Origin of the sequence: Nocardia sp. NPDC127606, assembly GCF_042671725.1 — a bacterium.
Classification (GTDB): domain Bacteria; phylum Actinomycetota; class Actinomycetes; order Mycobacteriales; family Mycobacteriaceae; genus Nocardia.
Window position 1 is genome coordinate 150,667 of record NZ_JBHXWQ010000008.1, and the last position, 23,749, is coordinate 174,415.

Below are 23,749 nucleotides of genomic sequence, written 5' to 3' on the forward strand. Positions count from 1 at the left end.
GCATTCGTGATTACTCCGCGTGACGTGGCTACGGGATCGACGCAGCAGCAGTCCGCCGTCGACGCAGCCACCCATGCCGCGGTGGCGATTCTCAGCTACGGATCGGACACCGTCGACTCCGACCTCGAACACGCCAACGACCTGCTGACCGGAGCGTTCGCCGGGTACTACGGCACCTTCACACGCGACGTCGTTATCCCCGCGGCAAAGGAGAAAAAGATCGACACCTCGGCGACCGTGGTGGGGAAGGCGATCACCGAGTTCACCGAAGGCCGCGCCGACGTCATGGTCTTCCTGAACCAGTCCACAACAACAGCCGACTCCACAGCGCCGATCACTACGAGTACGACGGTCCGCATGGAGGTGGAACGCCACGGCAACGCGTGGCTGGTCTCGAAATTCGACCCGGCCTAAGTGGGAGTAGACGATGAATATCGATGTGGTAGATCCGATTCAACAGCTCGTGAAAGCGATCGCTTACCTGCTGATTCGAGGTCATCTGCCTGGCTGACCCTTGGCATTCGACCTCTTCCGACCTTCCTTATCCCCTAATCCGAACAGGAGTGAACTGTTGACTACAACTCGCACCGCCATTGTCACGGGCGCGGCGCGCGGCATCGGAGCGGCAGTAGCCGTCAGGCTGGCCGGCGACGGCCACGCGGTTGCCATCGTCGATCTCGATGAGACAGCCTGCAAGCCCATCGTCGAAACGATCGAGCGAGCCGGAGGCACGGCAATCGCTGTCGGCGTCGACGTTTCCGATGAGACCGGCGTCCAATCGGCTGTCGAGAAGGTTGCCGACGAACTGGGCCAGCCGACCATCTTGGTGAACAACGCCGGTGTCCTCCGAGACAACCTGCTGTACAAGATGACCACTGACGATTGGGACGTCGTGCTGAGCGTGCATCTGCGCGGCTCATTCCTCATGACCCGTGCGGTACAGGCCTACATGACCACAGCACGCTGGGGTCGGATCGTGAACTTGTCCAGCACTTCTGCGCTCGGCAATCGCGGACAAGCGAACTACGCCGCAGCGAAGGCAGGCCTGCAGGGTTTCACCAAGACGCTTGCGCTGGAGCTAGGCAAGTTCGGTGTCACCGCGAACGCGATCGCACCGGGTTTCATCGAGACCGAGATGACCGCAGCGACCGCGGCGCGCATCGGGATGTCGTTCGATGAGTTCAAAAGCGCTGCTGCCGCGGAGATCCCAGTAGGCCGCACCGGCACACCCGACGATATCGCGCACGCCGTTTCGTTCCTCACGAGCGAAGGCGCGGGATTCGTCTCGGGACAGGTGCTGTACGTGGCAGGAGGCCCACGGGGATGAGGTTTCTCGATGGCCTCAATGGGCTGCAGCAGGCCGAGGGTACCCATCTGGGGTATTCCGATTGGCATACCGTCACCCAGGAACAGATCGACAGTTTCGCTGACGCGACCGGCGACCACCAGTGGATTCACGTTGACGCTGAGCGCGCGAAGGCCGGTCCGTTCGGCGGCACGATCGCACACGGCTACTTGACCCTGTCGCTTGTTCCGATGCTGACCTGGCAGGTCTACACCGTCGAGGGCATGCAGATGGGTGTCAACTACGGTGCCAACAAGATTCGGTTCCCGTCTCCGGTGCCGGTCGGTTCGGCAGTACGGGCAGGCATCGAGTTGGTCTCCGTATCTCAGGTAGATTCCGGATACCAGGTGGTCACACGGGTCACCGTCGAGCGTGAGGGCAGCAGCAAGCCTGCCTGTGTAGTCGAAGCTGTCACCATGTTCGTGCCATAAGGGGCGGTGCGAAGAACGACGCGCTGGCGCCGAGGACACCGCCTCGGCGGCGGCGACCCCCTCCATCCGGGGACCCACGTTGGCGCCATCCGTGAACACGCCCGGTAACTACTCCCATTGGCCACACCATGTTCGAGCATTTCACACCACAATTCGCGGAGCCGGATGTCATCGTCCAGATCCACTGGTCAGATGTCGGCGGCGACTGCTTGGATCTGTTCTACGAGGCCTGCGTGAGCGCCGCGAGCCGGTTTGTGGCCGCTTTCAACGCCTCTCATGCCAATGCCATCGCCACGATGTGCGCCGATACCGCCGCGCTGTTGCTGCCACGCCTTCCATGCGAACGAAACTGGGTGATTCCCTGACGACCGTGTCCGGTCCTGTCGATATCGACGGCATGATCCGCGAGGGTCACGGCAGCCCGCCTACTCGCTGCTCACGGCGAGGGTATTCCAGACGAGCATCGATAGTTTCGATCCGAGAAAGGTGGTGGTCAATCGCCTGTCGGAACGGCGACCTCCCCCGACATCTGCGCCAGCCGATCTACGCCGGTCGGCTCGCTTCGGAAACCACACAGAAAAGGCGAGCCGCGTGAGTTTGAGCCACCCCGCAACGGGAACGATCAGAAGTCGACCATTTCGCATCGGGGCCGAAGAGCAATTACGATTGCTAACAGGCATTCCCGAACACAAACGAATAGGACCCATGATCATGGCGCGCAAGGTTGTTGTCACCCTTATCGACGATTTCGACGGCACCTCGGTCGCCGAAGAAACCGTCAACTTTGAAATCGACGGCGCTGCTTACGAAATCGACCTGTCCGATACCAACGCGGCCAAGCTGCGCGATTCCTTCGACCAGTGGCTGCCCTACGCCCGCCGGGTCGGTCGCGCCAAGACCTCTAGCCGTCGATCGTCCGCGACGCCGACCACGGGCACGTCGGTTCGTCGCGACGATCTCACCGCCATCCGGGCGTGGGCAGGCGAAAACGGCCACACCGTGTCCAGCCGCGGCAGGATCTCCGCCGAAGTCATCGCGGCCTACGACGCAGCATCTGCGTAAGCCAGACGAGCGATGGCCGGATACCCGGCCATCGCAATCGAGTCGGCGTCCGTCTGATTTGCAATGGAAGCGTCGGTCCCCGTGAGGGTTTCGTGTTCGCCATCCCGCGCTGACGGGCAGTCTTCACCTGCGACCGATCTCGCTATCGTCGGTACCCGCCCGCACTCGGCTTGTGTCCAGTCCATGCGGGCGGGTGAATACGGCCATCCAACGCGGACCCTTGATGCACCAAACGAGTACAGCCATGCAGGGCGCAACAGGCAGGGCCAGCTCCCACATCAGCGCCTCACCGAGCCCGGAATCGGCACCTCGTACCGCGTCAACGTCCCGCCACCCGAAGGGATTTCGCGGCGCACTCCGACTCCTGCGGCACAGATTCGCCGTAGCGCGGAGTCCAAGGGCGCGTCTCCGTACTCACGAGTCTCGGCCACTTCGACAACCAACACGCGCGACTCCGCTGGTCGTATCAACCGCACCACCAACTGCTCACCAAGCATGTCGACATTGCCACTCCACCGTCGCTCGGCCGGGCCGACGATCGCCAGCATCAGCTCGTCGATCGTGTCTGCCAGAACCGCGAGCCCAGATCGGGTCAAGCACTCCTCGCAGTAGAAGCGCGCCATTTTCACGGCAGCACAGAACGGGCTGACCCGGAATTCCCCGAGCACTCCAGTCGGTGAACCACCAGGACCAGGCCGACTCCCTACGCGGGTCTGCCGCGCAGTCCCAACCGCAGGATCAATCCAGACCACCCGCGCATTCAGGTTCGCCGAAAAATGTTGCAGGATCACAGTTTCCGGTATCTCAAGGTCGGCGAGGTGATGCAGTGACGGGACCAACACGATTCCACCACCGGCTGCTTCAAGCGCTCCGATCAGTTGCCACAGCGCGGGCGCGGGGGTCGGGTAGGTAAGCATTCGGTCGTACTCGTAGCCGTGCTCTCGCGCCAGGTCACGCACCTGTTCAGCAACATTCGCGTCGATCCGCTGGTCCAGCAACTCGCCCAGCGACCACAGCAGGCGAATCGGTGACTCGAACTCGACGAACGTCCGACCGGCGAGGTCATCGCACCCATACCGCGACGCGATCTCGGCGATCCAGGATTCGACAACCCGAATCCTGTTCCGCACCAATGGGCGTCGGTAATAGGCAAATACGGGTGCGTTCATCGTTTGGCTCCGAGGATCGCCCCGAGCACTGTCAACATCGAGGGCAGGGCCCCGCTGCGGGGTGGCGATTCCCATCGCCGGTAGCCGGACTGCTCGTCGCTCGGCGAGGGCAAGACCGCCCAGGTCGTATCGACGGCAATGTTGTTGAGCAGCAGCGTTCGACCGAGAGGTTCGATGTCGCAGTGACAGCCGGGCTTGGTCAGGAAAGTCATTCTCGACGACCGAGGATGGGCGATGACCAGACCGTCGCCCAGCTGTGCGGTTGCGGACCTGCACATCGGCGCCGGGGCGATGACCGCCCCGATTCGACCGTCGAGGCAGTGCACGATGATCCGTTCGGTTCCGGGCGCGATCACCGCCGGGAGCCCTAGATCCTGCCGGTAGCGCAAGCAGCGGTCCACTGTTGTTTCGATTGTCAGGACCCGCAGTTGCGGCCCTCGACGTGATGCGAGCTGCATGCCCATCACCCCTGGTGTCGTCTACTGGACGTTTCGTCGAGCCACCCGTCCGACAGCCGGTTCGCGTCAGGCATGCGCGTTGCTACCTGACTCCTCTTCTCTCCCACCGGCGTACGGAAAGACTGCCCAACTGGACTATGCCACTAAATTACCTAGTGGCATAGTCCAGTTGAGCAAACGTGGAACATTTCCGGTAGACCGGCCGAGAGTTAGACGGTGATCGAGTAGTCCTGACGGAACGCCCAACGGTCTTGCGGATAGACGGCCTCGTCGAACTCCACCGGAGTGCCGTCGGAGTCGAAGACGACGAGCCAATAGACCAGCACAGCAGACGGATTCGGCAGACCAAGCGCCAGCCGCTCTTCGTCGTCAGCCAATCGTGCAGACACCTGGTCACGAGCAAAGGCGCCGCGCAGGCCGAGCACCTCCACAAGATGGGGGACGGTGCCCCCGCGAAGCCGCTCGGCCACCAGCAGTTTCGGCGCAACCTCAGCCGTGGCAGCTGGGAACCAACTCGTCGAAAGCTCAGTTGGGCCGGTAGCTTCGTTGCTGATCACGCGTTGACGCTTCACAACGAGCTCACCCTCGCCGACGCCCAATTGGGTGGCAACGTAGGCAGATGACTCAACTACGCCGACGAACGGGAACGCGACGCTCTCGGCATCGGAGTACATCGTCCCCATCGCCGCAGCCCGCTCATACCGCTCGCGCGCCCGCGGAGCCGCAGGATTCACATCTCGAACGAATGTACCAGCACCCCGACGAGCCTCAACAAAACCCTGCTGCCGCAATGCCTGCAACGCTTTCGTCGCCGTCGGGCGAGCCACCCGCCACGTCGCAGCCAACTCGCGCTCGGAAGGAACCTCGGTCCCCGGCGGGAGGTCGCCACGTACGATCTGATCGCGCAGATACCCAGCGATCTGCAGGTACTTAGGCAAGACCTCTTCGATTTCCGGCAACCCGCATCCTTCGTTGAGTACCATATGCCACTAGCCAGTGTACGGCTTACAGATAGGTCGACCACGCAACAATGACGGCAATCGCGATCGCCGCAGGCGGAGGCGGCGACGCGGTCACCGCGGCCGTGCTCGCCCAGAAGATGCCGCACCTGCACATCGCGGCAATCATGAGCTACTCCTGGGACCGGCTGATCATCGATCCGACACCGGGCCCTCGAAGCTCCGCAGACTTCGACGGACTGGTCGATCACGGCGGAGTCTACGAAGTCACTCACACCGCAGGTCTACTCACGGGTGGGCAGTCCACGCTCCCCCGAATCACCCAACATATCGACCTGCCGATTCTCCTCATGGACATCAGCGCAGGCACGACAGGACTCGCCCTCCAAATCAGGAACGCTGCCGACGCGTTCGACGCCACGGACCTGATCGTCGTCGATGTCGGCGGCGATATCGTGGCGGTCGGCCACGAGCGGGGCCTACGGAGTCCGTTGGCAGACTCGGTTGCCCTAGCCGCAGCGGTGATGTCCGGCCTCCCTTCCCAGGTTCTGGTCACAGGAGTCGGACTTGACAGTGAGCTTTCCATCAGCGAGGCCAGCACCCGACTCACCCGCCTCGGCGCCCAAGACGTCGCGGTCCTGACGCCCCCGGACGTCATTGGGTTCGAACCCATCTGGTCCTGGCACCCGTCAGAAGCGAACGGACTGCTCACCGCGGCCGCCCACGGCTGCCGCGGCACAGTAGAAACCCAACGGAACAGCGTCGTTCAACTCGTAGACGCTGTCACACACGTCTATCAGGTCAGCGCCGAAACTCTCGCGGAAAACTCGCTGGCAGCACTCGTCATGTCCTCTACCACACTGGTGGAAGTCGAGGAGTTGCTACGAAACCACCGCGGCTACAGCGACATAGACATCGAACGCAACCGTCTGACGAACCGCTTCGCGGCGCGGACACCCCGCCCAGAAGTACTTGCCGAAATCGACCGATATGCAATAGATGCGGCACATCGCGGCATCGATGCTCTAACCGTCCGCAGGGTAATCGAGCTCGCTGAGGCGACCGACTTACCCGCGTCCGAGTCGCTGCGCGAACTACTTTCGCGTGAGCGGCCTGACAGATTTCACCCGCCGATCTACGAGGTCCGCCTCGATGGCGATTGAGCAATTTTGTCGATGTCGCCCCGGCGACCCCTCGCACGGTCAAATGCCAGAACAGCTATGGCATCGAACTACGCACGCCAATCATCCGACCAGCTGACGAAGGCCGTCGGCGAACTGCTGATCACCACACGGATCGACGTAGATGTCATCGTCGCGGCGGGAGTAGAGATACCTGCCGTCGTCACGGACATCGAACCAGCTCACGAACCTCGGCGGTGATGGCCGCGAAGCCTGACAACCGTAGCTGATCTTGACATGCCCACTGCTGGTTCGGGCCGCGGCCAACAACTCGCGCATACGGATCGACTCCCGACTCCGGCCCGAGGTCCACGAATCATTCGGATCCCGACCATGCAGGCGCACCAGGCTTTCCACCATTCGACCAGCAGTGCCGGCCCCACAACTACCCGCCAACGAGGCCACCATCCGAGCAACGATGTTGACCGAACCGACGTGAATCGACACATCCCCTCCCCGCTCGGCAGTCGCGCCGGGATGCTGCACGACCGCAACCCCGATGTCGGACACGATCGCACCGTAAGCGCGGATCGGGGAACGACGGAGACCGATCACCTCAACTTTGGTGTCCGGTTCGAAGATCGTGCGCAGCACTGGGAAAAGGTCCGCATCACCACGCACTGGTATCCGCGTCCGAAACGATGCCTCCAGCGCCTCCCACTCTGACTGATACTGGGTCGAGCTCAACAAGCGCAGCGGCGCCGGGTACCTGTCAGCCCCGAATTCCTTTGCCACATAGATGAACTCGTCTGCCGTGAAACGCCACTTCATCGAGGCTGCTCGCCCCGTTCTCTTGGTGTGGCACTCCAGTCGTCTTGCGCGGGTCGATCGGTAGCGAATGCTGCTGGACCAGACGACTCCGCTCCCTCGTCGCGACGCACGGTTTCCCATTCGCCTTCCCGGGTCGGACCCGCATCGATGCCGAATACCGCTGGCGTTGCTGGCTCCCGCGGACCCAACAACTCGTCGGTGTTGCGCTGGTTGATCATCCACTCCGGGACACCCTTGTGCTCACCGTCCTGATCGCCCTGCCGTCGACCGGCGCCTGCACCCCCCGGCACACCGCCCATGCCCGGAGTTGCCCGCGCGCCCGCACCACCGGCAGACCCGCCGCCGACACCAACTGAACCGGGCACCGCTGGGCTGCCCGCAACGGCGCGGCCTGCAATCGGCACGCCGGCTCCCGATGGACCACCTGGTACTCCGGACCCCGACTGGCTGCCTGGAGCTCCAGAGACGCCCCACGAGCCAGGATTGCCCGAACCTGGCACTCCCCCAGCACTGTTCGGCGAACCCGCACTGGGCGTGCCAGCCACGGCGCCGGTGTCAGCACCTGCCGCGGTCGTGCTGCCGTCGTCGGTGCTCGACGCGGATTCCTCCGTCCCACCGGTACCGCCGCCGTTTGCGTCACCGTTTGCGTCGCCGCTTGAAGAGCCTTCGTCGGCATTGCCCCCCGCGTTCTCACCGCTCGGTTCATCAGCCCGATCCGCTCGTTCAGGCGCACCCACAGGCGACTGGTCTCCGGCGCTTTGCGGTGAACCCGAAGAAGGTCCCGAATTTCCCAGGGTTGCTGGCACATTCGCGCTGTCGCCGGGTTCGGTCGGCGCGCCGAAGGTCGGGACGCCCTGCCCTGCTGGTTGGTAGTTCGGAACATAGTGATTGGTCATCGCCCAAACAGCTTCTTGGTGACTGTCACTGGCGGCCTGCTCCGATCCGACGAGGACCGCGGGATTTTCCAAACCGGGAATAGTCGGCGAGGACGAGCTGGTACCGGACGGCGGCGCGGGCACCGATGCTTTCACCGCCTGCGCCGCGAGAGCGGCCGACTCTAGCCGCCACCCGACACCGTTCGCGATCTCCTGCATCCCCGTCATCTCCGCGACGTAGCGGTCGAGGGCCGTCAACATCGCATCAGCCGACGCACCCTCCCACCCACTCGCCGCGGACTTTCGGACCTTGCTGCTCAGGGCTATCGTTGCGAACTGCATCCCGGACCCGATCAGCTTCCACGTCTCTGCCGAAGCGTGTATCACGCCGGGCTGCATCTGCTGGGCGTGGTCGTAGATCTCTTGATGCGGACGGTTCTTGAAGTCCTCCATGTTGTGGATGTACTCGGGATCATGCGCGGCGTTCGCTGCTGATTGTGCGAGTTCCCCGGCCCGTTGCCTTGTGGTCGCTGCGCCCTGGTTCGCCGCGAGAACCTCCGGGGTCTGGCCTGTCAGGCCCGCGATAATGCCGTCAGTGGTCAGCCCCTCGCCCGTCACGTCAGTTCTCCTTGCCTATGGATGGCTCCAGTTCGGCAGCGACATCAAGGATTCCGTCACACGGTCCTATACCCTGTGTGCGCCCGGACGTGTTTACACGCACGGTTATACCGAAGTATCCGACCGCCGTCTGGATATCAATCGAGCAGCCGTCTGGGTCGCCCTTCGTGGACTTGACCGCAGGGCGACCGTTGACGATCAAGTCCTCGGTGCCACCGACGTACTTGGTGCGGACCTCATCCAGGGAGACATTGCTGGACTCCAACACCAGTGTGGCGTCAGTTCCCTTCTTGAAGTTGCAAGCAAGGAAGGAGTATTCCGCAATCATGTCTTTTCCGCGCCGTCGCGATTGCGAATCGAATCCTGTTTTTTGAATTGCCGCATCGTCGACCCAGGTACACGGATCGACCACAACCTTTGGCCGGTTGCTTGAACGAGTGTAGCTATTGTCTTGCGATGGTGGCTGCAAGTTTGCCGCTGTCAGAGTTGGTCGCGGCGGGGCCGTGATCGTGGTTATCGGCGCAGATGCCGATGCCGACTTATCGACATCGGGCTCATTTTCACCAGTACATCCACTCAACGTTGCTGCGATCAGGGCAATCGAGACCGGAGCGAATCGCCGGATATCGGACATTCTCACTGTTCACCAACCTGTCGTGTGGACACGCGCAGCGCAGCCGCGTTTGCGGCATCCACATCCTCCAGCAGACCCGCAGCGCGATATACCGCCGCAGACATCTGGTGTGCGACTTGCTCCGCTCGGACAAGCGCTTCGTACCCCTGTAGCGCCTTGTTTTCGAAGCCTGACTGCAACTCCTTCGCCGATTCGAATCCCCCGAATCCCGATTGTCGCGCCTGATCCATTATTTGGGTTTGAAAGTCAGTGAGCCGGCTTGCGTACCAGGCGAAGTGAGCAGCACATTCGCGCGCAGCTTCTTCGGTCAGGACGAATGTTCCCGATTCTGCGGCGGCGAAGAGTTGGTTGGCGTAAGCCGGGTCAGCGCCCATCTCAATGTCCAATCGCTGGGCTGGTCATGAGGTCGGTCGAACTGGCGAAGCGACCTGCATGGCAGGCAGATGACACCCGAGGCTCGCCGAAATAGTAGTCACTGCAGCCTTTTCCGCCGTAGACTCCGAATTGAATACCGAAATCTTTGTGCCGTCATCCGGGTCAATCAGAGTTATTGCCGGAACGTTCGGGTTGCGGTCCGATTGGGATGTCCGATCTGCAAAATTCGATTCGAGGTGAAGCGGTTCCAATGCGGAACGGACTCGATCGTAGAACTCGGGCCATGCCTTCTCGGGCATAGGTGGCTGGCTGGTCGAATACGTCAACCCGCCTAGAACCCCGTAGGTCCGATCAAACGGAGCCTCGCACTGCGAGGATGCGTGATAAACCGTGCGTGTTGTCCACACCGTCGACGGCGCCACGGTGGAGGCCACATCCTGGATTGTCTTCGAAATCGCGATTACTTGCGCAGACCTCTCCTCGACTGTCGCGCGTTGCTGCAGAACGGTGGCCGCGGCAGCCGCATCGTGTTGGCTGGTTTGATCTGCACGATAGGTGTCTTCGCCCCATGTTGCCCAGATCCACACACCGGATATCAGCGCGACGAAGAGTGCACAGGATCCTAGAACAACCACTACCCCCGACGGAGTCTGTCGACCCATTCGGCTGTTTCGTTCCGGGCTCACCGTCCGCCTCCATTCGGACTGATCGCATTCTGAGGCAGCCCCGCTACCACAGCGGCCAAGTTGTAGCCGCTACGATGCAATTGCTTCGTGTCGCCGTCAACTCTGCCGTATTCCGAGTGGCCTTCGGCGCCGGTGTATGTAGTGCCATTGATATTGATCTCTTCGGTGCTGAGATGAGTTACCCATGGCATCTGATTAGGGCTTCGCCCAAAGGTGTTGAGGTTCCCCACCTTCTCGCCTCTTTCCGTCATCTCATACACGTGACCCGGCTTCACCCCAAGATCCTGCGCGGACTCCACCGCATCGTTCAACCCAGTCACGTTGGCGAGGCTGGGACCGTTGGCCAGCTGCCAGTCACCTCCGAGGCCAGGTGAGCCGTAGAACACTACGTCATCGACAACACCAGCCTTTTCTTGCAAGGCAAGGCTCGTGGCCAATGATCCGTATGAATGGCCAAGCGCGGTGATGTGTGGGTCAGTGTTCTGGTTGGCTTCGTTCAGGCCATCATAGAAGTTCGACAACGGCACCGCCGCCTCTTGCGCTCGATTCTGGAGCGCAACTTCCGGATAAGTTGAGTCCTGCTGCGGCGGGTCGTATCCCACCCAAGCGATCGTCGAGACCTTGGAACCGGGTTCACCCGCTCCGATGAGTTGCGACTGCGCTTGGTCCTGAAGTGCGCCCGCTTCGCTAACCATCGACCCCAGGGATTCACGCACATTGGAAGTCAGACCTGGAGTAGTCACCGAGATGTGGTCAGCTGTGTCCGGATCGCCGACGGCAACCGCCGCGCGAACCTGATCTCCGCTCGTGGTGTCGAGCATCAGGAGCTTGCGTGGTTGCTGTTCCGTGCCGCCGTCGAGCGTCTTCGTGACAGCCTTGACGTCGGCCAGCCTGTTTCTCGCTTCCTCGAGTTTCTGTCCGGTTGTGAACGATTCGGGTTTCGCGGCGGCCTGTGCGACCAGGCTTTGATACTCCCGCTCGAGGCGAACGGTTTCGGTAGCAAGGTAGTTCCGGTTGGCGGTATCGCGCGCGGCGGCTGGCAGTCCGTCCAGGCTGCCGATCGCCGAGGGTATGGTCTTGACCGCCTCCGTTTGTTGCTCGGGCGTCAGCGAGTCCCAGTATTTCCGATTCTCTTCGGCCGTACCACCTTTCGGCGGTTGCGGAACGGAGACAGTAGCCTTCGGCGTGCTGCTGTTCTCGAACTTGGCGTCGTCGGGCAGACCGGTGAACGCCGCCTTGATGGCGTTAGTCGCCACTGTGTCCACATCCGCGGCGTTCGCCAATGCCCGCTTCAACACCCCAGTACACGCATCCGCATCCGTCGTGAGCGCTGCGATAGCAGTGCTGTACCGGTCTGCGTCACCACCAACAGCGGAGTAGACCGCACGCTTGGTGATCTCGGTGATCTCGCAGGTGCCGTCAGGCTTAACCTCGAAATTTTTGGGCGCCGCCTCGGCATTGGTCTTCGCATTCGCTACCAGCGTCTTGGCGACCTGATAGTTCGAAGCGCTGAACGTGGCAGTCGTCTTACCCTTGTCCAGCGCGGTCAGCACGACCATCGACTGGGTGCGCACGGTCTCGAATCGGGTGCGCATCGCCTCGCCAGCGGCGCCCTTCCAGGACTCGCGCGAACTGTCGACCGCTCGCCACTGTTCGTCCATCTCTGTGCGGAGCTCGGTGGCTTGCCGGTTCCACTCGTTCGCAAGCGCGGTCAGCGACTCAGGTCGCCAGCTCAACACCTGCGCAACGGTCAAAGCCTTGGTCATTTGATCCCGCCGCCCACCTTGGTTATGCCGTCGGCGTTAGCTTGATCGCGTTGTTGGAAGGCGACTATCGCGGCAACCGTCAAACCACCCAACTCGGCCAACGCGGTGCCTGCGGACTGCATGGACTTATCGGCGGCACGCGCCGCGTTCTTGCACGCCTCAGCGATCTCGCCGCCAGGAAACGCATCCAGCACCCCGTCCGGCAGTGCACCGCCTTTGCCGATCACCTGACTGTCCTGGCCCGCGGTCCCCAACCCATCAGCCAGCACCCGCGCGGCAGCCGGGTCTAGGTCAAGATCATCGTAAGCGCCCACAGCAGTCCCCACCTCCTCGGCAAAACCCCTGGAAAGCGCCCCCCAGGTGCCGTCACTCAACCGTGATCATTCCGCCGCCACCTTATACTCTGGGTCAACGCGACGTCGAGGGGAGACACATCGTGAGCGACATCGATCCGCTGGCAGGAAACGTCAACCACCTGCACAATTCGCTGGCCACGCCATCGACGTCAAGCCCCGACAGCCACCTCGTCCGACTTGAGGTGGGCCAGGACGGAACTATCCGCGACGTCCAACTGTCTGCCGCCGCCAAGGCCCTAGCGCCCGATGCACTCGTTACCGAGATCATCCGAGTTCACACAGCGGCCATCGAAGCGTCCCAGAAGGCGATCTCGGCCGCCATCGCCGCACTGGAGGCTGACCCGCGCCTCGCCGCGCTCACCGAACGCAAGGCCGACGCGCTCAACCAACCCGTCCCCGAAGTCCGGTCAGTACCGTCCACACCGACTCACACCCCCGCACCGGCCGCTCCCCCAGCCCCGCCACGGCCCACCCCGGCACCATCTCGACCAGTCGTGCCACCGGCACCATCGCCTTACGCCCGCCCCGTCGCCCCAAGGGCTTCCGCACCAACTGCCCGATTCGATAGCGCTCCACCATCCCCTCCACGTGCCGCCGAACAGCCTCGGACCCAAAGTCGTCAGCCGACGCAGGAGGAAGAAGAAGAGATGGACCGGTACTACAACCGGAAGAGCTGGTTAGAGCACTGAACCTCGATCACGTGTTGTTGTGTTGAGCGGCAACGGGTCTGAGGACTCCGCCCTGCAGTTTACTGTTCGGGTCGGAGGTGCTCGGGTATCGTCTCGAGTTCGAAGGGGTGGTGCTGGTGGTGGGATCTGGACGTGCAGTAATGGGGCGGCGTGATGGCTTACCGATGAACGCACAGCAGGAACAGTTCAGCGTGGCGTTCGTGCGGATGGTCGCGGCTGCGGCCGGCTGCTCGATCAAACCTCATGAGACGGACTACGACGGAGTCGACATAACGATCGCTTCATCGGTGGAGTACCAGACGATGTACTGCCCACAGGTCGAGATGCAGCTCAAATGCACCACTCAGCACAACAGGCTGGGCGCGCACCATATGTCCTGGACTCTCAAGCGAGGCCCTTTCCTGAAACTGGTGAACCCCAAGCGATACACGCCCGCCATGCTGGGTGTGCTGCTGATTCCAGCGGATCCAGATCAATTGCTCAACTTGTCGGAGGAGAGGTTGATCTCCGAGAGTCGGATGTACTGGCAGTTCGCCACGGAACTGGGAACCATCGCGGAGGGGAAGGCGCGCAAGACAGTACATCTACCGCGCACGAATCTGTTCGATGTCGAGGGTCTGCTTAAGATCATGAGGACGATTGGTGATCGAAATCCATGAGGAACGATTCTCAGGGAAATGCATTCGACAACCTCGCCGCGATGCTCACCCCGGCGGAGGTGTCGCAGTATCTGGTCACACACAACTGGGAACTCGAAACCCAGCATCCAGGCATCAGCGAAGTGTGGTTTTTACCAGGGGACTCGGGGCCAAAAGGTCGAGTCATGGTGCCGTTGGCCACCGACTACATCGATTTTACCCGGCGCTTCCGGGACTCGATTCGTGCAGTCGCGTCGGTATACGGCCTACACCCTTCTCTGTTAGCAGAACAGTTCGCCGCACTGCGTTCCGACGTGTTGTTCGTGCGTTTGGATCAAGAGACCGCACACGGCGAGATCCCTTTAGGGCAAGCAGAATCGACGTTGAAGGCACTGGTCAAGATGATCAGAGTGGCGAGCGGCGGCAGCGGGCGAGGCCGTCCTTCGGCGTCGGAAAGAAGGCTCGTCGAGCAACACTTTCGCTTCGGCCACACCAAACCAGGCAGTTTCGTGTTCAGCATCGTCTCGCCCGTCGCTCAAGCCGGGAGCTCGGATTCCGGATCGAATGTTCTCGGTCGCCGGGTGATGTCCAGATTGGCCGGAAGCGTAGCCCTGACGAGTCGCTTGGCCGAAGACTGGGACGAAACCGCTCGCTACACCGCGATCGAACGGGGGCTCAGCTCCGCCTTCCTGGGTTCTATTCATGACCTGATCGAGCCGCGCCAGGTGCGCGCGCTGGCGTTCTCCTTCGATTGGGCGGTTACAGTGGCCCGCCCGCCGGAAGCGGTCTCCCACGTGACATTCGATGGCGACCTGAAGCAGACCGTCGAGCACATGCGGGCTGACATGCGTCAATCTGAGCAGTTGCCTGCGGACTCCTCACCTGGCGCGCGTGACGTCTCCGCGGACTTCTCGCCCGACGCGCATGAAGTCACAGCGCCGGGTCATAGTGATGTTGCTCCCGGAAGAGGGCTGCCGCGAGGCCCCGTGGTCTTGGTCGGGCACGTCCTAGCACTCGATCGCACAACGCCCGCTGGGAACAGAAGCGCCGCAGGAAGTATCGAGCTGGAGACAGAGGTGGGAGGAGAGCGAAATTTCGTGCGCGTCCCCCTGGAGCGCGCCGACTACCTGCTGGCTATCGATGCGCATCGATACGAATTCCCGATCACGGTGACCGGCATCCTCGAATACAGGGCCGGCGCCCTCTGGCTGACCGGAGAGGTCACTCTGGTGCGAAGTCTGCCCGGTACAGACCCAATGGACTGAACCACTCCTCAAGAAGAGACGTTGGCCAGCACGGATGCTCGTCCGCCTCTCCACGGAAGGCGCCTGCGTCAGGATGCGGGCTGGCTTGTGCTGCCTCCTCCGGGATGGGCGGCGCCTATCAGACCGCGAGAATCGTCAAACCTGTTGCCCGCCAAACCCCCAAGCAGCTGTGTGAAATCAGTTGCAGCAGAGCCACAGTCACCCTCGCACTCACCGAATCCTCTGTATCCTCGACGCAGACTGTCGTCGATATCTCTACTGCATTTGCTCGTGACCGTAGCCAAGGCTGGCCGCTGATACAGGGTTCGCGGTGACTACCCTGCGAGGTGACTTCCACCATCTGCAGCTGACAGACGCGGGACTCAAGCCCGTTGCGACTAATCGACCCCATGGTCGCGCGGATCGCCTGCAAGACCGTGTCCGGCTCCAGCCGGTCGACGATCACATCCAGTGAATGTCCTTACAGCTCTTCGGATGTCAGTCAGTGAGCTACGGCGACAACGCCGAATCCCGCGTGGCGAGCGGTCGCGATGTCGTTCGGCGCGTCGCCGATGATGACTGTTCGTGCCGGGTCGAGCGAGTATCGAACCTTGCTCGGAATCTATCGGCAACGAAGGCGGGCAGGTCCAACCGATCTCGCGCATCCGAGCCGAAAGCGCCGATGTCCAGACCGATATGTAAGTCCAGGCCCGCAACCGCCAGTTTGAATTCGGCTGAGACCCGCAGGTTTCCGGCAAGTGCGGTCTAAACGTAGCCGTGTTCTGCCAAAGCTGTGGTAGGCGACGGGCGCGACGGCGAGCGGTGACCTACGCTTGCGGCGTTGACTTCCGAGCACAACCGATCATCTTGTTGGGGCTGTCAGTGGTTCGGCGTACTGTGCCTAGCATCTGCGAAACTCAGCAGTGACCACGAGTTCCCGCATGGGCAGCACATGAAACCGCTGCGGATGAACCGCTCGCATGAAGGGACGCACGGTTTGGCTCAGGATAGTGAGGCGCTCGACCGGTTGAAAGCGTTGCCAGTCCAACAGGACCTGAGACCGTACCAGGCTCAGCTGATTGCCCAAGTCGAGCATGCGATAGCCTCGGGAACTCGCACCTTGACGGTGTATATGCCGCCGGGTACTGGAAAGACCATAACAGCATTTCGGCTGATCGACCGACTCGGGGAATCCGGAGTAGCCAAGCAAGTCTTGTATCTCGCTCGGACCAGAGCAATGGCACTCCAAGCCGTTGATGTGGCACGGCAACTCGCTGAGCGAGCGAGTGGCAACTACATGAGTAGGTGTCAAATATTCTCCGGAGTTGAGGGACTTTCCTCGACAGTTTCAATTCAGGATAGAATTTCTGAATTGCTCTGCGTCTCGTCACTTTTCGAATTGAAGCGATCTATCGCAGGCGACCAATCGGGCGAGAGCCACGATCTCGAATCAAGGACACCGAATTCCACTACCAAGTTTGATCTCGTCATTGTTGATGAGTGGAGCGGTGACGATTTCGCCGGATTCGATCGAGTTGCCAACTTCTTGAATAACATGGCCGACGCAATCATAGTGCGATTCACTACATCGCCCGTTGCCTCGACTAAGAACCTAGAATTCGAATACACATTCGATCAAGCACTGGCAGATGGCGTCGTCGTTGATCACCGATCGATCCCGTCCCTGCCATCGTTCCGCTGGGGTTGGAAAACCCCAGCCAACGGCGGAAGAACCTTCATTGTCTGCGCAGACGAGGACCAGCCCGAGGCCTCCCGACTCCACACTGAATTGCTCAATTCAGGCTTCAATGCTCGAACCTACTTTGCCGATACGGTCAGCGCAGATGACCCACTAGCCGAGGTTCAGTTCGAGATGAGGAAGGGCGATATTGTCATATATTGCTTGTCACCGAATAGTGTCGACGATCCGCGGTTGCAAATCGATTTGGACCGGCTCTTTGCGCGCCGTGGTACTACTCTACTGTTTGCAATTATCAAGCCATGCGCTATACCTCAGACACTCTCTGGTCACGCCGTGGTCGATGCAACCGAAAGCCTTCACGGAGTAATCAATAGTTTGAATTGGGTTGATATCATCGACCTACCCGGCCTTCTACAAACAGAATTTTCTAACCTAGTCGGGGAGTTGCTGCCGCGAATAGGCTTTTCACTGAAACAGCCGGAATATTTCGACACAGGAATCGACTTTCGTGGCATCTATCATGATCACCTAGGGCTTTCCGATCCAACCGAGTACGTCATTCAGGTGAAATACGGACAGAGTGACCGGCTCTCGGTCCGAGACCTCTGGATGGCCGCAGATAGCGCCCGAAATACTGCGGCGCACATACTGATTGTTACCAACTTCCAATTGACGAGTCTGGCGATGACTAGCCTCGTTGACGCCAATAATCGACATGCGAACCTGCGCGTATTTGATAGCTTGCGAATTAAGAACTTACTCTTGAATGAGCCGGATTTAGTTGCAAAATATTTCCCCGTAAGCGAGGTTGGTCAGTGACCACGCTAGGAGGGACTCGACTGGACGTAGCCGGGATCCGTCGACGTCTCACTACGTGTCCGGCAGGGCGGCCGGGGTGGCAGGAGTACGAAAATGTCGGGGTAGAGGCGTTGACGTATCTACTGGTCCCCCCGCTCTCGCGCCCGCAGATCCAGGCCAAAACCCTGTCGGGAATAGATCGCCGCGACGCCATATTTCCGAACCGGATAACGGATTCCAGGAGCCCGTGGGGGCTTCTCTACACAGAACTAAAGGCAAGACTAATCCTCGTAGAATTTAAGAATTACGACCGAATAGAAATTGGAAAGGAAGAAGTCGACCAGACTCGAAACTACATGAAGAAGACGATGGGCAGGTTGGCGATCGTGTGCTGCAATAAATCACCTTCCGATGCCGCATTGAGACGCCGCAACATTGCGTTTTCCGACGAGGGTAAGGTTATACTATTTCTGACAACTGCTCATATGCTGGAGATGATCGACATGAAGGAACGCGGAGAAGATCCGTCCGAGTTCATTATCGACAGCTATGAAACATTCCTAATTCAGCATGAGTAAGGACGTAGCGTCGCTACGGTTCACAAGCACACCATGGGTGCAAGTGGTGGAGGTCGCAAGCATTCATCACCGCGATCCGACACCTGCCGCAGTGCCATTGACCAGCGACGCTCTGCCGGAGCTATGCTAGCCAGCCCAGCCCGATCCAACTCAGCATGACGCGCTACGAGATAATCGCGACATGCCCGCGTGGAGAGATTTTCAGGAGTCCGCAGCTTCGTTCTACCGCAGCCTTGGACTTGTGGCCGAAACCGATGTGACCTTGGACGGCGTTCGAGGTAGGCATGATATCGATGTCACCGTGCGCGGCGCTCGCGCCGGCGTCGAGTTCCTGTGGATCATCGAGTGCAAGTTGTGGCGTCGTCGAGTTCCGAAGTCTGCCGTTGCAACACTGTCGTCGATAGTTCAAGATGTAGGCGCAGATCGGGGAATCATGCTTAGTAACAGCGGTTTTCAGACAGGCGCTCCGAGTTTGGCGTACATGAGCAACGTGACACTGACGAGCCTGGAAACCCTTCAGGCCGATTCATATCATGAGTTTTTCGAGTATCAATGCACTCTGAACGCTAGACGTTGCCAAGCCATCATCGATGCCGTGCACAACAGCGATCTGTACGAGCGAATTCCTGGAGGTCGCCTGACTACATTCGACCGACCAAGTCTCGGCTTCGGTGCCCGCGCTGCGGTACTCAAGACAGCCATCGACGAAGCTCTTGCTGGAAATTGGCCAGTCACGGTTATTAATTTCACCAACGATGTTCAGCGCCATGCTAAAGCGGACAATCCCTCCGCCTTCCTGGATATCTCGGAATATGCAGTAGCGAAGTTGGAGACTGATTTCACTCAGGCAATTGACCGATTCGGCTCCAGAACTATTGTCGGCAGCAAGTGAAATATGATTACCGCGCGGCAACTCGAAATGGACCACCTGGTCGGTGACCCTGGCTCAATCCGAGCCAGGGAGGATCGAAGGGATGCTTGCTGTGGAGGATTTGGCTGAAATTCGTCGTTTGCACAGGTTAGAGGGCATACCGATCTAGGCAATCACCCGGGGCTGCTGCAGGGGTAGGTGACACTGTCACCCGATCCTGCAGCAGCCCCAACCGCCTGGACAGAGAACACGCGGAGCCGATTCGATCGATCGATTACAGCGTCGGGTTTCGGCCGAAGTAATCATCTCGTCCAGCTACCCAACCACGCTGACAGCGGCCTGGGAGAGGATCACCCACCACCACGTTCCCCAACCTGAGAGGTCGCCTTGCGCACAGCCCGCATCGCGCGGAGATCCGTGGTTTCCTGCAGCCTCAATGAAGTGCAGCGCCCGAAGGCACTGCGAGTCGGCCGTATCGGGGTGTCCGAGCTGTTCGCACACGCCATAATGAGGTGCACCACACGAAGGCGCTGCGGTCCATCGGGCATCCTGCAGCGATCGCGCCCCAAGACCCGGCCTCACTCTCGGGGATGGCTCGGCGACGGCTCACGTCGTTGCGGCCGTGTCCTCCGATGCGGGGCTTGCATCGTCGCGAACGTCATCGCGTGCGGTTGTCGGTTCTTCCGCGCTAGATCCGGTGTCGCAGTCGGTGCCGTAGATGAAATTGTGGCAGTTGAAACGTGGGTCGTGGTCTCCCTCGACAAGTCGTTGTTCCCAGGCGAGTAGATCTGCGTGGCCGGGACACTCTTCGACGGCGTTGGCCGCGAATTCGATCGCTTGCTCGTGCAGGCCCGCCACTTCGAGCCGGTCGGCGGCCTCGAGCTGGAGCAACACATCCATCGCCGTCGGCAGTGGGGCCTCTTTGCCGGTGAGCCGGTCTGCCCGTCGCTCCCGTGCCAGCTCCACCCACTGCTGGGTCGTCCAGTCCGGGAAAGCGCGACCGGAGAGCACCGCAACCGAAAAAGCCACCGGTGAAGGATCGTCCAGACAGTGACCGTACGCGTCGAGGAACGCCTTCGCATCTGGCGTTGCCAGCTCCGAGTCAATCCAGGCGTGCCACAGTGCATGCAGTGCAACCATTGTCGTCTTCGCTGTGCCATCGGCCAGGACCGGAACACGCTGTTGGATCTTGGCAACAACCCCTGTCAGGTCGATGCCTTCCTCAGTCTGGCCGGAGTGCCAGGAGATGAACGCCTCAGCCACCCCGTTGAACCCCATTTGCGCGGTGTCGGCATCGAAACCCTCTGACTGCGATACCCAGAACTGGGACGCGAGCTGCATGCGCAAGATCCCGGGGAGCGCACTTCGATAATCCCACTGCTCGGCCGCTACCTGTGGGGCCTGGGCGACGAACCCGCGCACAACATGGCGAACCAGCCGCCACAGCCCGGCGATGGTCAGGATGCGTCGAAACCGAGGCTCGAAGACCGTCTCGGCACCATCGGTGGATACCCAGGCTTCTTCCCCGAGGTCCTCGAGGATGTGACCACGTCGTGATCGGATGTCATAGGCAAGGCCCAACATCCGCTCGAGGTCGGCGGCCTGCGGCGCCCGCACGACGCCGATCGCCTCGCTGCGATAGTAGGCCGGCGATATCCGCGCCATCGTCGAGGACACGAACCGCCGCTTGAGACCGACCCGTTCGGCTTGGAGTACCGCGGCGCGGACCTTGGCGATCAGTGCCTGCTGCTCATCGGCGAGCGCGGCGTCGATGATCTTGCGGGCCCTGCCGTCGTAGCGCTCCCAGGTCACCGGTGTCGTCAAATGGTCATCGGCGAGTGACTCGAGGGCAGCCACAAGGTCGGTGTAGGCACCGGTCGGATCATCGACGGCCCGCCTGGTCGCATCAACAGTTCCTCGGATCACACGCATCACACGCACGAAGTCCTCGCGTGACAAACCCAGCACGACGGTCATGAAGGTCTTCAGCTCATCGAGGTCGCCGGGCTGGATCATGACGCGTGGTTCGAACAACCCCGGCACCAATCCTGCTGCGTTGCCACGCGGGCCGATTCGGCCGCCGCCGGACACCAGGCGGTGAACTTCATCGTGGTTGTGGCTGAAGGTCCGGTTGAGAACGAAGGTCATCACATAGGAGATGTCGTCGAGCAACTCCCGTCCACTGGTGGCCGCAGGAACTCGTCGCTGCCGTCGGGACGCGTGGCTTCGAGCCGATCGATCGCCTCCAGCATGATGGTGGAGACCTCGCGTAGCGGTGTCGCGCCGATGATGGTCCCGACGGGCAGTTGCACGGGCGTCGAGTCGAGAAAGCAGGCGTTGCTGTAGAACGTTGCCCGGTGGGTGCTCTCATAGAGCGCCACGCCGGGCCGGAAGAATCGGCCCGCCGCGATCTGGAGCATCAGCTGGCCTTGCTCGGATCTCTGTTCTTTCTTCGCCACCACGCACTACCTCTCAGGGTCCTCGGTTTGAGTCATGAACCAGCCGTTCCCACCCGCAATGTGGACAATGCTCTGGCGGCTCACCCGGGAAAATGTTGGGCTGCGTGTATCACCGAGGTTTCGACGTCCGCGAGCCGTGACCACCGTTGTGTCGGTGACCAGTGCCAACCGCCGATGCCGCGCAGGCCGGAGTCCGCCGCCAACCACAGGTGAGTGATCTCGCCCGGCAGTACAGGGTCACGGACCGGAAGTTCAGGCTCGGCGAGTCCGCGTGAAGCTTGCACGTGGTAGTGATCAACCCACACGAACATGTGCCGTTCAGGCACAGCAGTCGCAGACAATTTCCGTCGTGCTCCCTGCTGATCGGACCCAGTGCTCGACAACCATGTCTCGACCTCGCCCACAGTCGCCTCCGCACCCAGTGCGCTGCGGTAGCCACTCAGCGACTCGATGAAGACTTCTGGGCCATCACCGCGGGGGTCGAGGCACGAAACACTCAACACTCCGAGTGTTTTCAACTTCCAGTCCACGCTCTGATCCAGGCCACCAAAAGGGTGAGCTCGACCGGCATCGACGTAAGTTCTTGCGGTGGACTCCAGTTCAGCCAGCAGCGGCGCGAGTGCAGCGAGCAGACGGTTGAATCTCGTCTCATCCCGCTCACACAAGACTAGCCACGTCTTTGTCAGCCCGGCTACTCGGCGACCACCTGCGGCCTTGCTCCAATAGGCTTTCTCTGATCCCCGCGCCGCCTGCACGGTATTGCGGCCGACCTCGAGCGCTCCGACCACGCGGCCATCACGATTGAGGAGCTGGTAGTCGACAAGGCCGTCGGCGCTGCCGTCGTCGACGACTTCGAGCTGATACTCGGTGTTGGCCTCCACGATGAGCCGCGCCGCGTACTCCTCGCGACGCTCATGCGGCCGAGGGTCCGTGAGGGTGGTCATGGCCCATGATCGTGTCACCAACGTTGGCCACTGTCACTCAAATTTTCACGTCGCAGCACCGGCATCTATCGGGATACGCCCGCGCGGTCAGCCTTAGAACGCGAACACGCCGCTAACCGGCTTCGATGCTCATCCTCGACAGCCGTGATGGAACGGCAATCGCTGGGCAACGATCATCGGATCGGTACGCGCGTAGGCTTGATGGTTTCACGGCAAGGCCGGTCGTCGGTGACCGTGCGGGCCAGGACAACCGTTGGGAACGCGGAAGTGGGACCGATGAGGGAACAGGTCAGACAGCTCGCCAAACCGTTCCCGTGCAATGCATGGCCGGATCTGAATTGTCCAGTGTGCCGAACCGGGATCCTGGTCGCGCAAACCGGTGCAGTGAAGTCGCACACCAGCGCCCAAGGGCACGCCGCCTACGACCTGAACAACGAGCCGACGGATCTGCACGGGGTCTTCTACGGGCACCTCACTTGCACCTCCCCCAGGTGCGGTGACGAGGTCGCGGTCAGCGGCGATATGAGCGTCGATTACCGCAGCGGGCCTGCTCCCGGCGACGACTACAACGATCAGTTCGAGACCTATTACCAGGTCCGCACGCTGTACCCGCCGATCGAGGTCGTGCAGACACCGCACGGAACTCCCGAGTCGGTGGAGCGCACCTTGCTCGATGCCTCTGCGGTGGCGTGGCAAAGCCCCGGTGCCGGCGCGTCACTGTTGCGGTCGAGTGTCGAGCGGTTGATGGACGAGCAGGCCATCGCCGCGACCACCGCGAGCGGAGGATTCCGGCCGCTGCATGATCGGTTGGTCGACTTCGAGCAGCGCAAGCCTGATGTCGGCGAACTGCTGTTGGCGGCGAAATGGGTCGGAAACCAAGGCGTTCACCCTGGCGGCCTCGCCGCCACAGACTTCCTCGATGTGGCCGAAATTGTCGAGCTCGCACTCGACCTGCTCTATCAAAAAGACACCTCCGCCGTCCGTGCGCGAGCCCAACGAATACGAGCCGCCAGAAAGCTGGTCCCCTGAGTTGTGGCGCGCTACCCCACTGTCATGGCGAGGCTCGCTCCTATTCTCGGCCCCATGCATGCGCGGGCGGCTGAGCCCCGGACGCAAGGAACGTAACCGGACCCGGAAACG

26 protein-coding genes are annotated in these 23,749 nt (G+C 61.2%); 12 read left to right on the top strand and 14 right to left on the bottom strand.

Annotation, left to right across the window (positions count from 1 at the left end):
• Positions 1–24: 24 nt before the first annotated feature.
• From ACFVJ5_RS28800 to ACFVJ5_RS28820, 5 genes are all read left to right on the top strand, one after another.
• On the top strand, positions 25–414 hold the full coding sequence (locus ACFVJ5_RS28800; RefSeq protein WP_379224827.1) for a hypothetical protein: 390 nt from the start codon (positions 25–27) through the stop codon (positions 412–414).
• 154 nt (positions 415–568) lie between these two features.
• Entirely contained in the window at positions 569–1,327 is a 759-nt protein-coding gene (gene fabG / locus ACFVJ5_RS28805; RefSeq protein ID WP_379225107.1) for a 3-oxoacyl-ACP reductase FabG, read from the top strand.
• Positions 1,324–1,776, top strand: a complete 453-nt coding sequence (locus ACFVJ5_RS28810; protein WP_379224829.1) for a MaoC family dehydratase — start codon at positions 1,324–1,326, stop codon at positions 1,774–1,776. The genes fabG and ACFVJ5_RS28810 overlap by 4 nt, the downstream gene beginning before the upstream one ends.
• A 128-nt stretch (positions 1,777–1,904) precedes the next feature.
• A complete protein-coding gene (locus ACFVJ5_RS28815; protein WP_379224831.1) occupies positions 1,905–2,141 on the top strand; it encodes a hypothetical protein in 237 nt (78 codons plus the stop codon).
• Between the two features lie 346 nt (positions 2,142–2,487).
• Positions 2,488–2,838: an Lsr2 family protein gene (locus ACFVJ5_RS28820; protein ID WP_379224833.1), complete on the top strand. Its 351-nt coding sequence runs from the start codon at positions 2,488–2,490 to the stop codon at positions 2,836–2,838.
• A 278-nt stretch (positions 2,839–3,116) separates the two neighbouring features.
• Here ACFVJ5_RS28820 and ACFVJ5_RS28825 read toward each other — a convergent pair whose 3' ends face one another.
• From ACFVJ5_RS28825 to ACFVJ5_RS28835, 3 genes are all read right to left on the bottom strand, one after another.
• Complete coding sequence (locus ACFVJ5_RS28825) at positions 3,117–4,007, bottom strand: hypothetical protein (RefSeq protein ID WP_379224835.1); 891 nt, start codon at positions 4,005–4,007, stop codon at positions 3,117–3,119.
• On the bottom strand, positions 4,004–4,465 hold the full coding sequence (locus ACFVJ5_RS28830) for a hypothetical protein (protein ID WP_379224837.1): 462 nt from the start codon (positions 4,463–4,465) through the stop codon (positions 4,004–4,006). Before ACFVJ5_RS28830 ends, ACFVJ5_RS28825 begins: the two co-directional genes overlap by 4 nt.
• 209 nt (positions 4,466–4,674) lie before the next feature.
• On the bottom strand, positions 4,675–5,424 hold the full coding sequence (locus tag ACFVJ5_RS28835) for a GntR family transcriptional regulator (protein WP_379224838.1): 750 nt from the start codon (positions 5,422–5,424) through the stop codon (positions 4,675–4,677).
• Between the two features lie 71 nt (positions 5,425–5,495).
• On the opposite strand from ACFVJ5_RS28835, the gene ACFVJ5_RS28840 reads away from it, so the two are divergent.
• Positions 5,496–6,587 carry a DUF1152 domain-containing protein gene (locus ACFVJ5_RS28840; protein WP_379224839.1) on the top strand — a complete coding sequence of 364 codons (1,092 nt, stop codon included), beginning with the start codon at positions 5,496–5,498 and terminating at the stop codon, positions 6,585–6,587.
• Positions 6,588–6,668: 81 nt separating this feature from the next.
• Here the strand turns inward: ACFVJ5_RS28840 and ACFVJ5_RS28845 are convergent, their stop codons facing one another.
• Genes ACFVJ5_RS28845 through ACFVJ5_RS28875 form a run of 7 tightly spaced genes read right to left on the bottom strand, consistent with a single transcriptional unit; the run spans position 6,669 to position 12,704 of the window.
• On the bottom strand, positions 6,669–7,376 hold the full coding sequence (locus ACFVJ5_RS28845; RefSeq protein ID WP_379224840.1) for an ESX secretion-associated protein EspG: 708 nt from the start codon (positions 7,374–7,376) through the stop codon (positions 6,669–6,671).
• On the bottom strand, positions 7,373–8,869 hold the full coding sequence (locus ACFVJ5_RS28850) for a hypothetical protein (RefSeq protein WP_379224842.1): 1,497 nt from the start codon (positions 8,867–8,869) through the stop codon (positions 7,373–7,375). Before ACFVJ5_RS28850 ends, ACFVJ5_RS28845 begins: the two co-directional genes overlap by 4 nt.
• Before the next feature lies 1 nt (position 8,870).
• Positions 8,871–9,503 carry a DUF3558 domain-containing protein gene (locus tag ACFVJ5_RS28855; protein WP_379224844.1) on the bottom strand — a complete coding sequence of 211 codons (633 nt, stop codon included), beginning with the start codon at positions 9,501–9,503 and terminating at the stop codon, positions 8,871–8,873.
• 2 nt (positions 9,504–9,505) lie between these two features.
• Entirely contained in the window at positions 9,506–9,877 is a 372-nt protein-coding gene (locus ACFVJ5_RS28860) for a hypothetical protein (protein ID WP_379224846.1), read from the bottom strand.
• Positions 9,878–9,901: 24 nt separating this feature from the next.
• Positions 9,902–10,540 carry an LppA family lipoprotein gene (locus tag ACFVJ5_RS28865; protein ID WP_379225109.1) on the bottom strand — a complete coding sequence of 213 codons (639 nt, stop codon included), beginning with the start codon at positions 10,538–10,540 and terminating at the stop codon, positions 9,902–9,904.
• Between the two features lie 20 nt (positions 10,541–10,560).
• Entirely contained in the window at positions 10,561–12,330 is a 1,770-nt protein-coding gene (locus ACFVJ5_RS28870) for an alpha/beta hydrolase (protein ID WP_379224848.1), read from the bottom strand.
• A complete protein-coding gene (locus ACFVJ5_RS28875) occupies positions 12,327–12,704 on the bottom strand; it encodes a hypothetical protein (protein WP_379224850.1) in 378 nt (125 codons plus the stop codon). The genes ACFVJ5_RS28870 and ACFVJ5_RS28875 overlap by 4 nt, the downstream gene beginning before the upstream one ends.
• An 835-nt stretch (positions 12,705–13,539) precedes the next feature.
• Here ACFVJ5_RS28875 and ACFVJ5_RS28880 point away from each other — a divergent pair.
• Both ACFVJ5_RS28880 and ACFVJ5_RS28885 read left to right on the top strand, forming a co-directional pair.
• Positions 13,540–14,034, top strand: coding sequence for a DUF4365 domain-containing protein (locus ACFVJ5_RS28880; protein WP_379224852.1), 495 nt, complete (start codon positions 13,540–13,542; stop codon positions 14,032–14,034).
• Positions 14,031–15,278 carry a hypothetical protein gene (locus ACFVJ5_RS28885; RefSeq protein ID WP_379224854.1) on the top strand — a complete coding sequence of 416 codons (1,248 nt, stop codon included), beginning with the start codon at positions 14,031–14,033 and terminating at the stop codon, positions 15,276–15,278. The genes ACFVJ5_RS28880 and ACFVJ5_RS28885 overlap by 4 nt, the downstream gene beginning before the upstream one ends.
• A 481-nt stretch (positions 15,279–15,759) precedes the next feature.
• Here the strand turns inward: ACFVJ5_RS28885 and ACFVJ5_RS28890 are convergent, their stop codons facing one another.
• Positions 15,760–15,879, bottom strand: a complete 120-nt coding sequence (locus ACFVJ5_RS28890) for an HAD hydrolase-like protein (RefSeq protein ID WP_379225111.1) — start codon at positions 15,877–15,879, stop codon at positions 15,760–15,762.
• A 219-nt stretch (positions 15,880–16,098) separates the two neighbouring features.
• On the opposite strand from ACFVJ5_RS28890, the gene ACFVJ5_RS28895 reads away from it, so the two are divergent.
• The 3 genes from ACFVJ5_RS28895 (at position 16,099) to ACFVJ5_RS28905 (ending at position 19,227) form a co-directional block, all read left to right on the top strand.
• Complete coding sequence (locus ACFVJ5_RS28895; protein ID WP_379224856.1) at positions 16,099–17,778, top strand: DEAD/DEAH box helicase family protein; 1,680 nt, start codon at positions 16,099–16,101, stop codon at positions 17,776–17,778.
• Positions 17,775–18,335 (top strand): hypothetical protein, encoded by a 561-nt coding sequence (locus tag ACFVJ5_RS28900; protein WP_379224858.1) that lies wholly within the window; start codon positions 17,775–17,777, stop codon positions 18,333–18,335. The genes ACFVJ5_RS28895 and ACFVJ5_RS28900 overlap by 4 nt, the downstream gene beginning before the upstream one ends.
• Positions 18,336–18,516: 181 nt before the next feature.
• Entirely contained in the window at positions 18,517–19,227 is a 711-nt protein-coding gene (locus ACFVJ5_RS28905; RefSeq protein WP_379224860.1) for a restriction endonuclease, read from the top strand.
• Positions 19,228–19,812: 585 nt separating this feature from the next.
• Here ACFVJ5_RS28905 and ACFVJ5_RS28910 read toward each other — a convergent pair.
• The 3 genes from ACFVJ5_RS28910 to ACFVJ5_RS28920 all read right to left on the bottom strand — a co-directional run bounded on the left by ACFVJ5_RS28910 (position 19,813) and on the right by ACFVJ5_RS28920 (position 22,609).
• The gene (locus tag ACFVJ5_RS28910; protein WP_379224862.1) at positions 19,813–21,378 is read right to left on the bottom strand and encodes a hypothetical protein; all 1,566 of its coding nucleotides are present in this window, start codon (positions 21,376–21,378) and stop codon (positions 19,813–19,815) included.
• Positions 21,354–21,665 carry a hypothetical protein gene (locus ACFVJ5_RS28915; RefSeq protein WP_379224864.1) on the bottom strand — a complete coding sequence of 104 codons (312 nt, stop codon included), beginning with the start codon at positions 21,663–21,665 and terminating at the stop codon, positions 21,354–21,356. Before ACFVJ5_RS28915 ends, ACFVJ5_RS28910 begins: the two co-directional genes overlap by 25 nt.
• 80 nt (positions 21,666–21,745) lie before the next feature.
• On the bottom strand, positions 21,746–22,609 hold the full coding sequence (locus tag ACFVJ5_RS28920) for a hypothetical protein (RefSeq protein WP_379224865.1): 864 nt from the start codon (positions 22,607–22,609) through the stop codon (positions 21,746–21,748).
• 384 nt (positions 22,610–22,993) lie between these two features.
• Between ACFVJ5_RS28920 and ACFVJ5_RS28925 the strand changes: the two genes are divergently transcribed.
• A complete protein-coding gene (locus ACFVJ5_RS28925; RefSeq protein WP_379224867.1) occupies positions 22,994–23,638 on the top strand; it encodes a DUF4145 domain-containing protein in 645 nt (214 codons plus the stop codon).
• Positions 23,639–23,749: the final 111 nt, after the last annotated feature.

Coding starts and splice junctions, on each gene's coding strand:
- ACFVJ5_RS28810 (WP_379224829.1), top strand. CDS start 1,324: ATGAGGTTTCTCGATGGCCTCAATGGGCTGCAGCAGGCCGAGGGTACC.
- ACFVJ5_RS28815 (WP_379224831.1), top strand. CDS start 1,905: ATGTTCGAGCATTTCACACCACAATTCGCGGAGCCGGATGTCATCGTC.
- ACFVJ5_RS28820 (WP_379224833.1), top strand. CDS start 2,488: ATGGCGCGCAAGGTTGTTGTCACCCTTATCGACGATTTCGACGGCACC.
- ACFVJ5_RS28825 (WP_379224835.1), bottom strand. CDS start 4,007: ATGAACGCACCCGTATTTGCCTATTACCGACGCCCATTGGTGCGGAAC.
- ACFVJ5_RS28830 (WP_379224837.1), bottom strand. CDS start 4,465: ATGCAGCTCGCATCACGTCGAGGGCCGCAACTGCGGGTCCTGACAATC.
- ACFVJ5_RS28840 (WP_379224839.1), top strand. CDS start 5,496: ATGACGGCAATCGCGATCGCCGCAGGCGGAGGCGGCGACGCGGTCACC.
- ACFVJ5_RS28845 (WP_379224840.1), bottom strand. CDS start 7,376: ATGAAGTGGCGTTTCACGGCAGACGAGTTCATCTATGTGGCAAAGGAA.
- ACFVJ5_RS28855 (WP_379224844.1), bottom strand. CDS start 9,503: ATGTCCGATATCCGGCGATTCGCTCCGGTCTCGATTGCCCTGATCGCA.
- ACFVJ5_RS28860 (WP_379224846.1), bottom strand. CDS start 9,877: ATGGGCGCTGACCCGGCTTACGCCAACCAACTCTTCGCCGCCGCAGAA.
- ACFVJ5_RS28865 (WP_379225109.1), bottom strand. CDS start 10,540: ATGGGTCGACAGACTCCGTCGGGGGTAGTGGTTGTTCTAGGATCCTGT.
- ACFVJ5_RS28870 (WP_379224848.1), bottom strand. CDS start 12,330: ATGACCAAGGCTTTGACCGTTGCGCAGGTGTTGAGCTGGCGACCTGAG.
- ACFVJ5_RS28880 (WP_379224852.1), top strand. CDS start 13,540: ATGAACGCACAGCAGGAACAGTTCAGCGTGGCGTTCGTGCGGATGGTC.
- ACFVJ5_RS28885 (WP_379224854.1), top strand. CDS start 14,031: ATGAGGAACGATTCTCAGGGAAATGCATTCGACAACCTCGCCGCGATG.
- ACFVJ5_RS28905 (WP_379224860.1), top strand. CDS start 18,517: ATGCCCGCGTGGAGAGATTTTCAGGAGTCCGCAGCTTCGTTCTACCGC.
- ACFVJ5_RS28920 (WP_379224865.1), bottom strand. CDS start 22,609: ATGACCACCCTCACGGACCCTCGGCCGCATGAGCGTCGCGAGGAGTAC.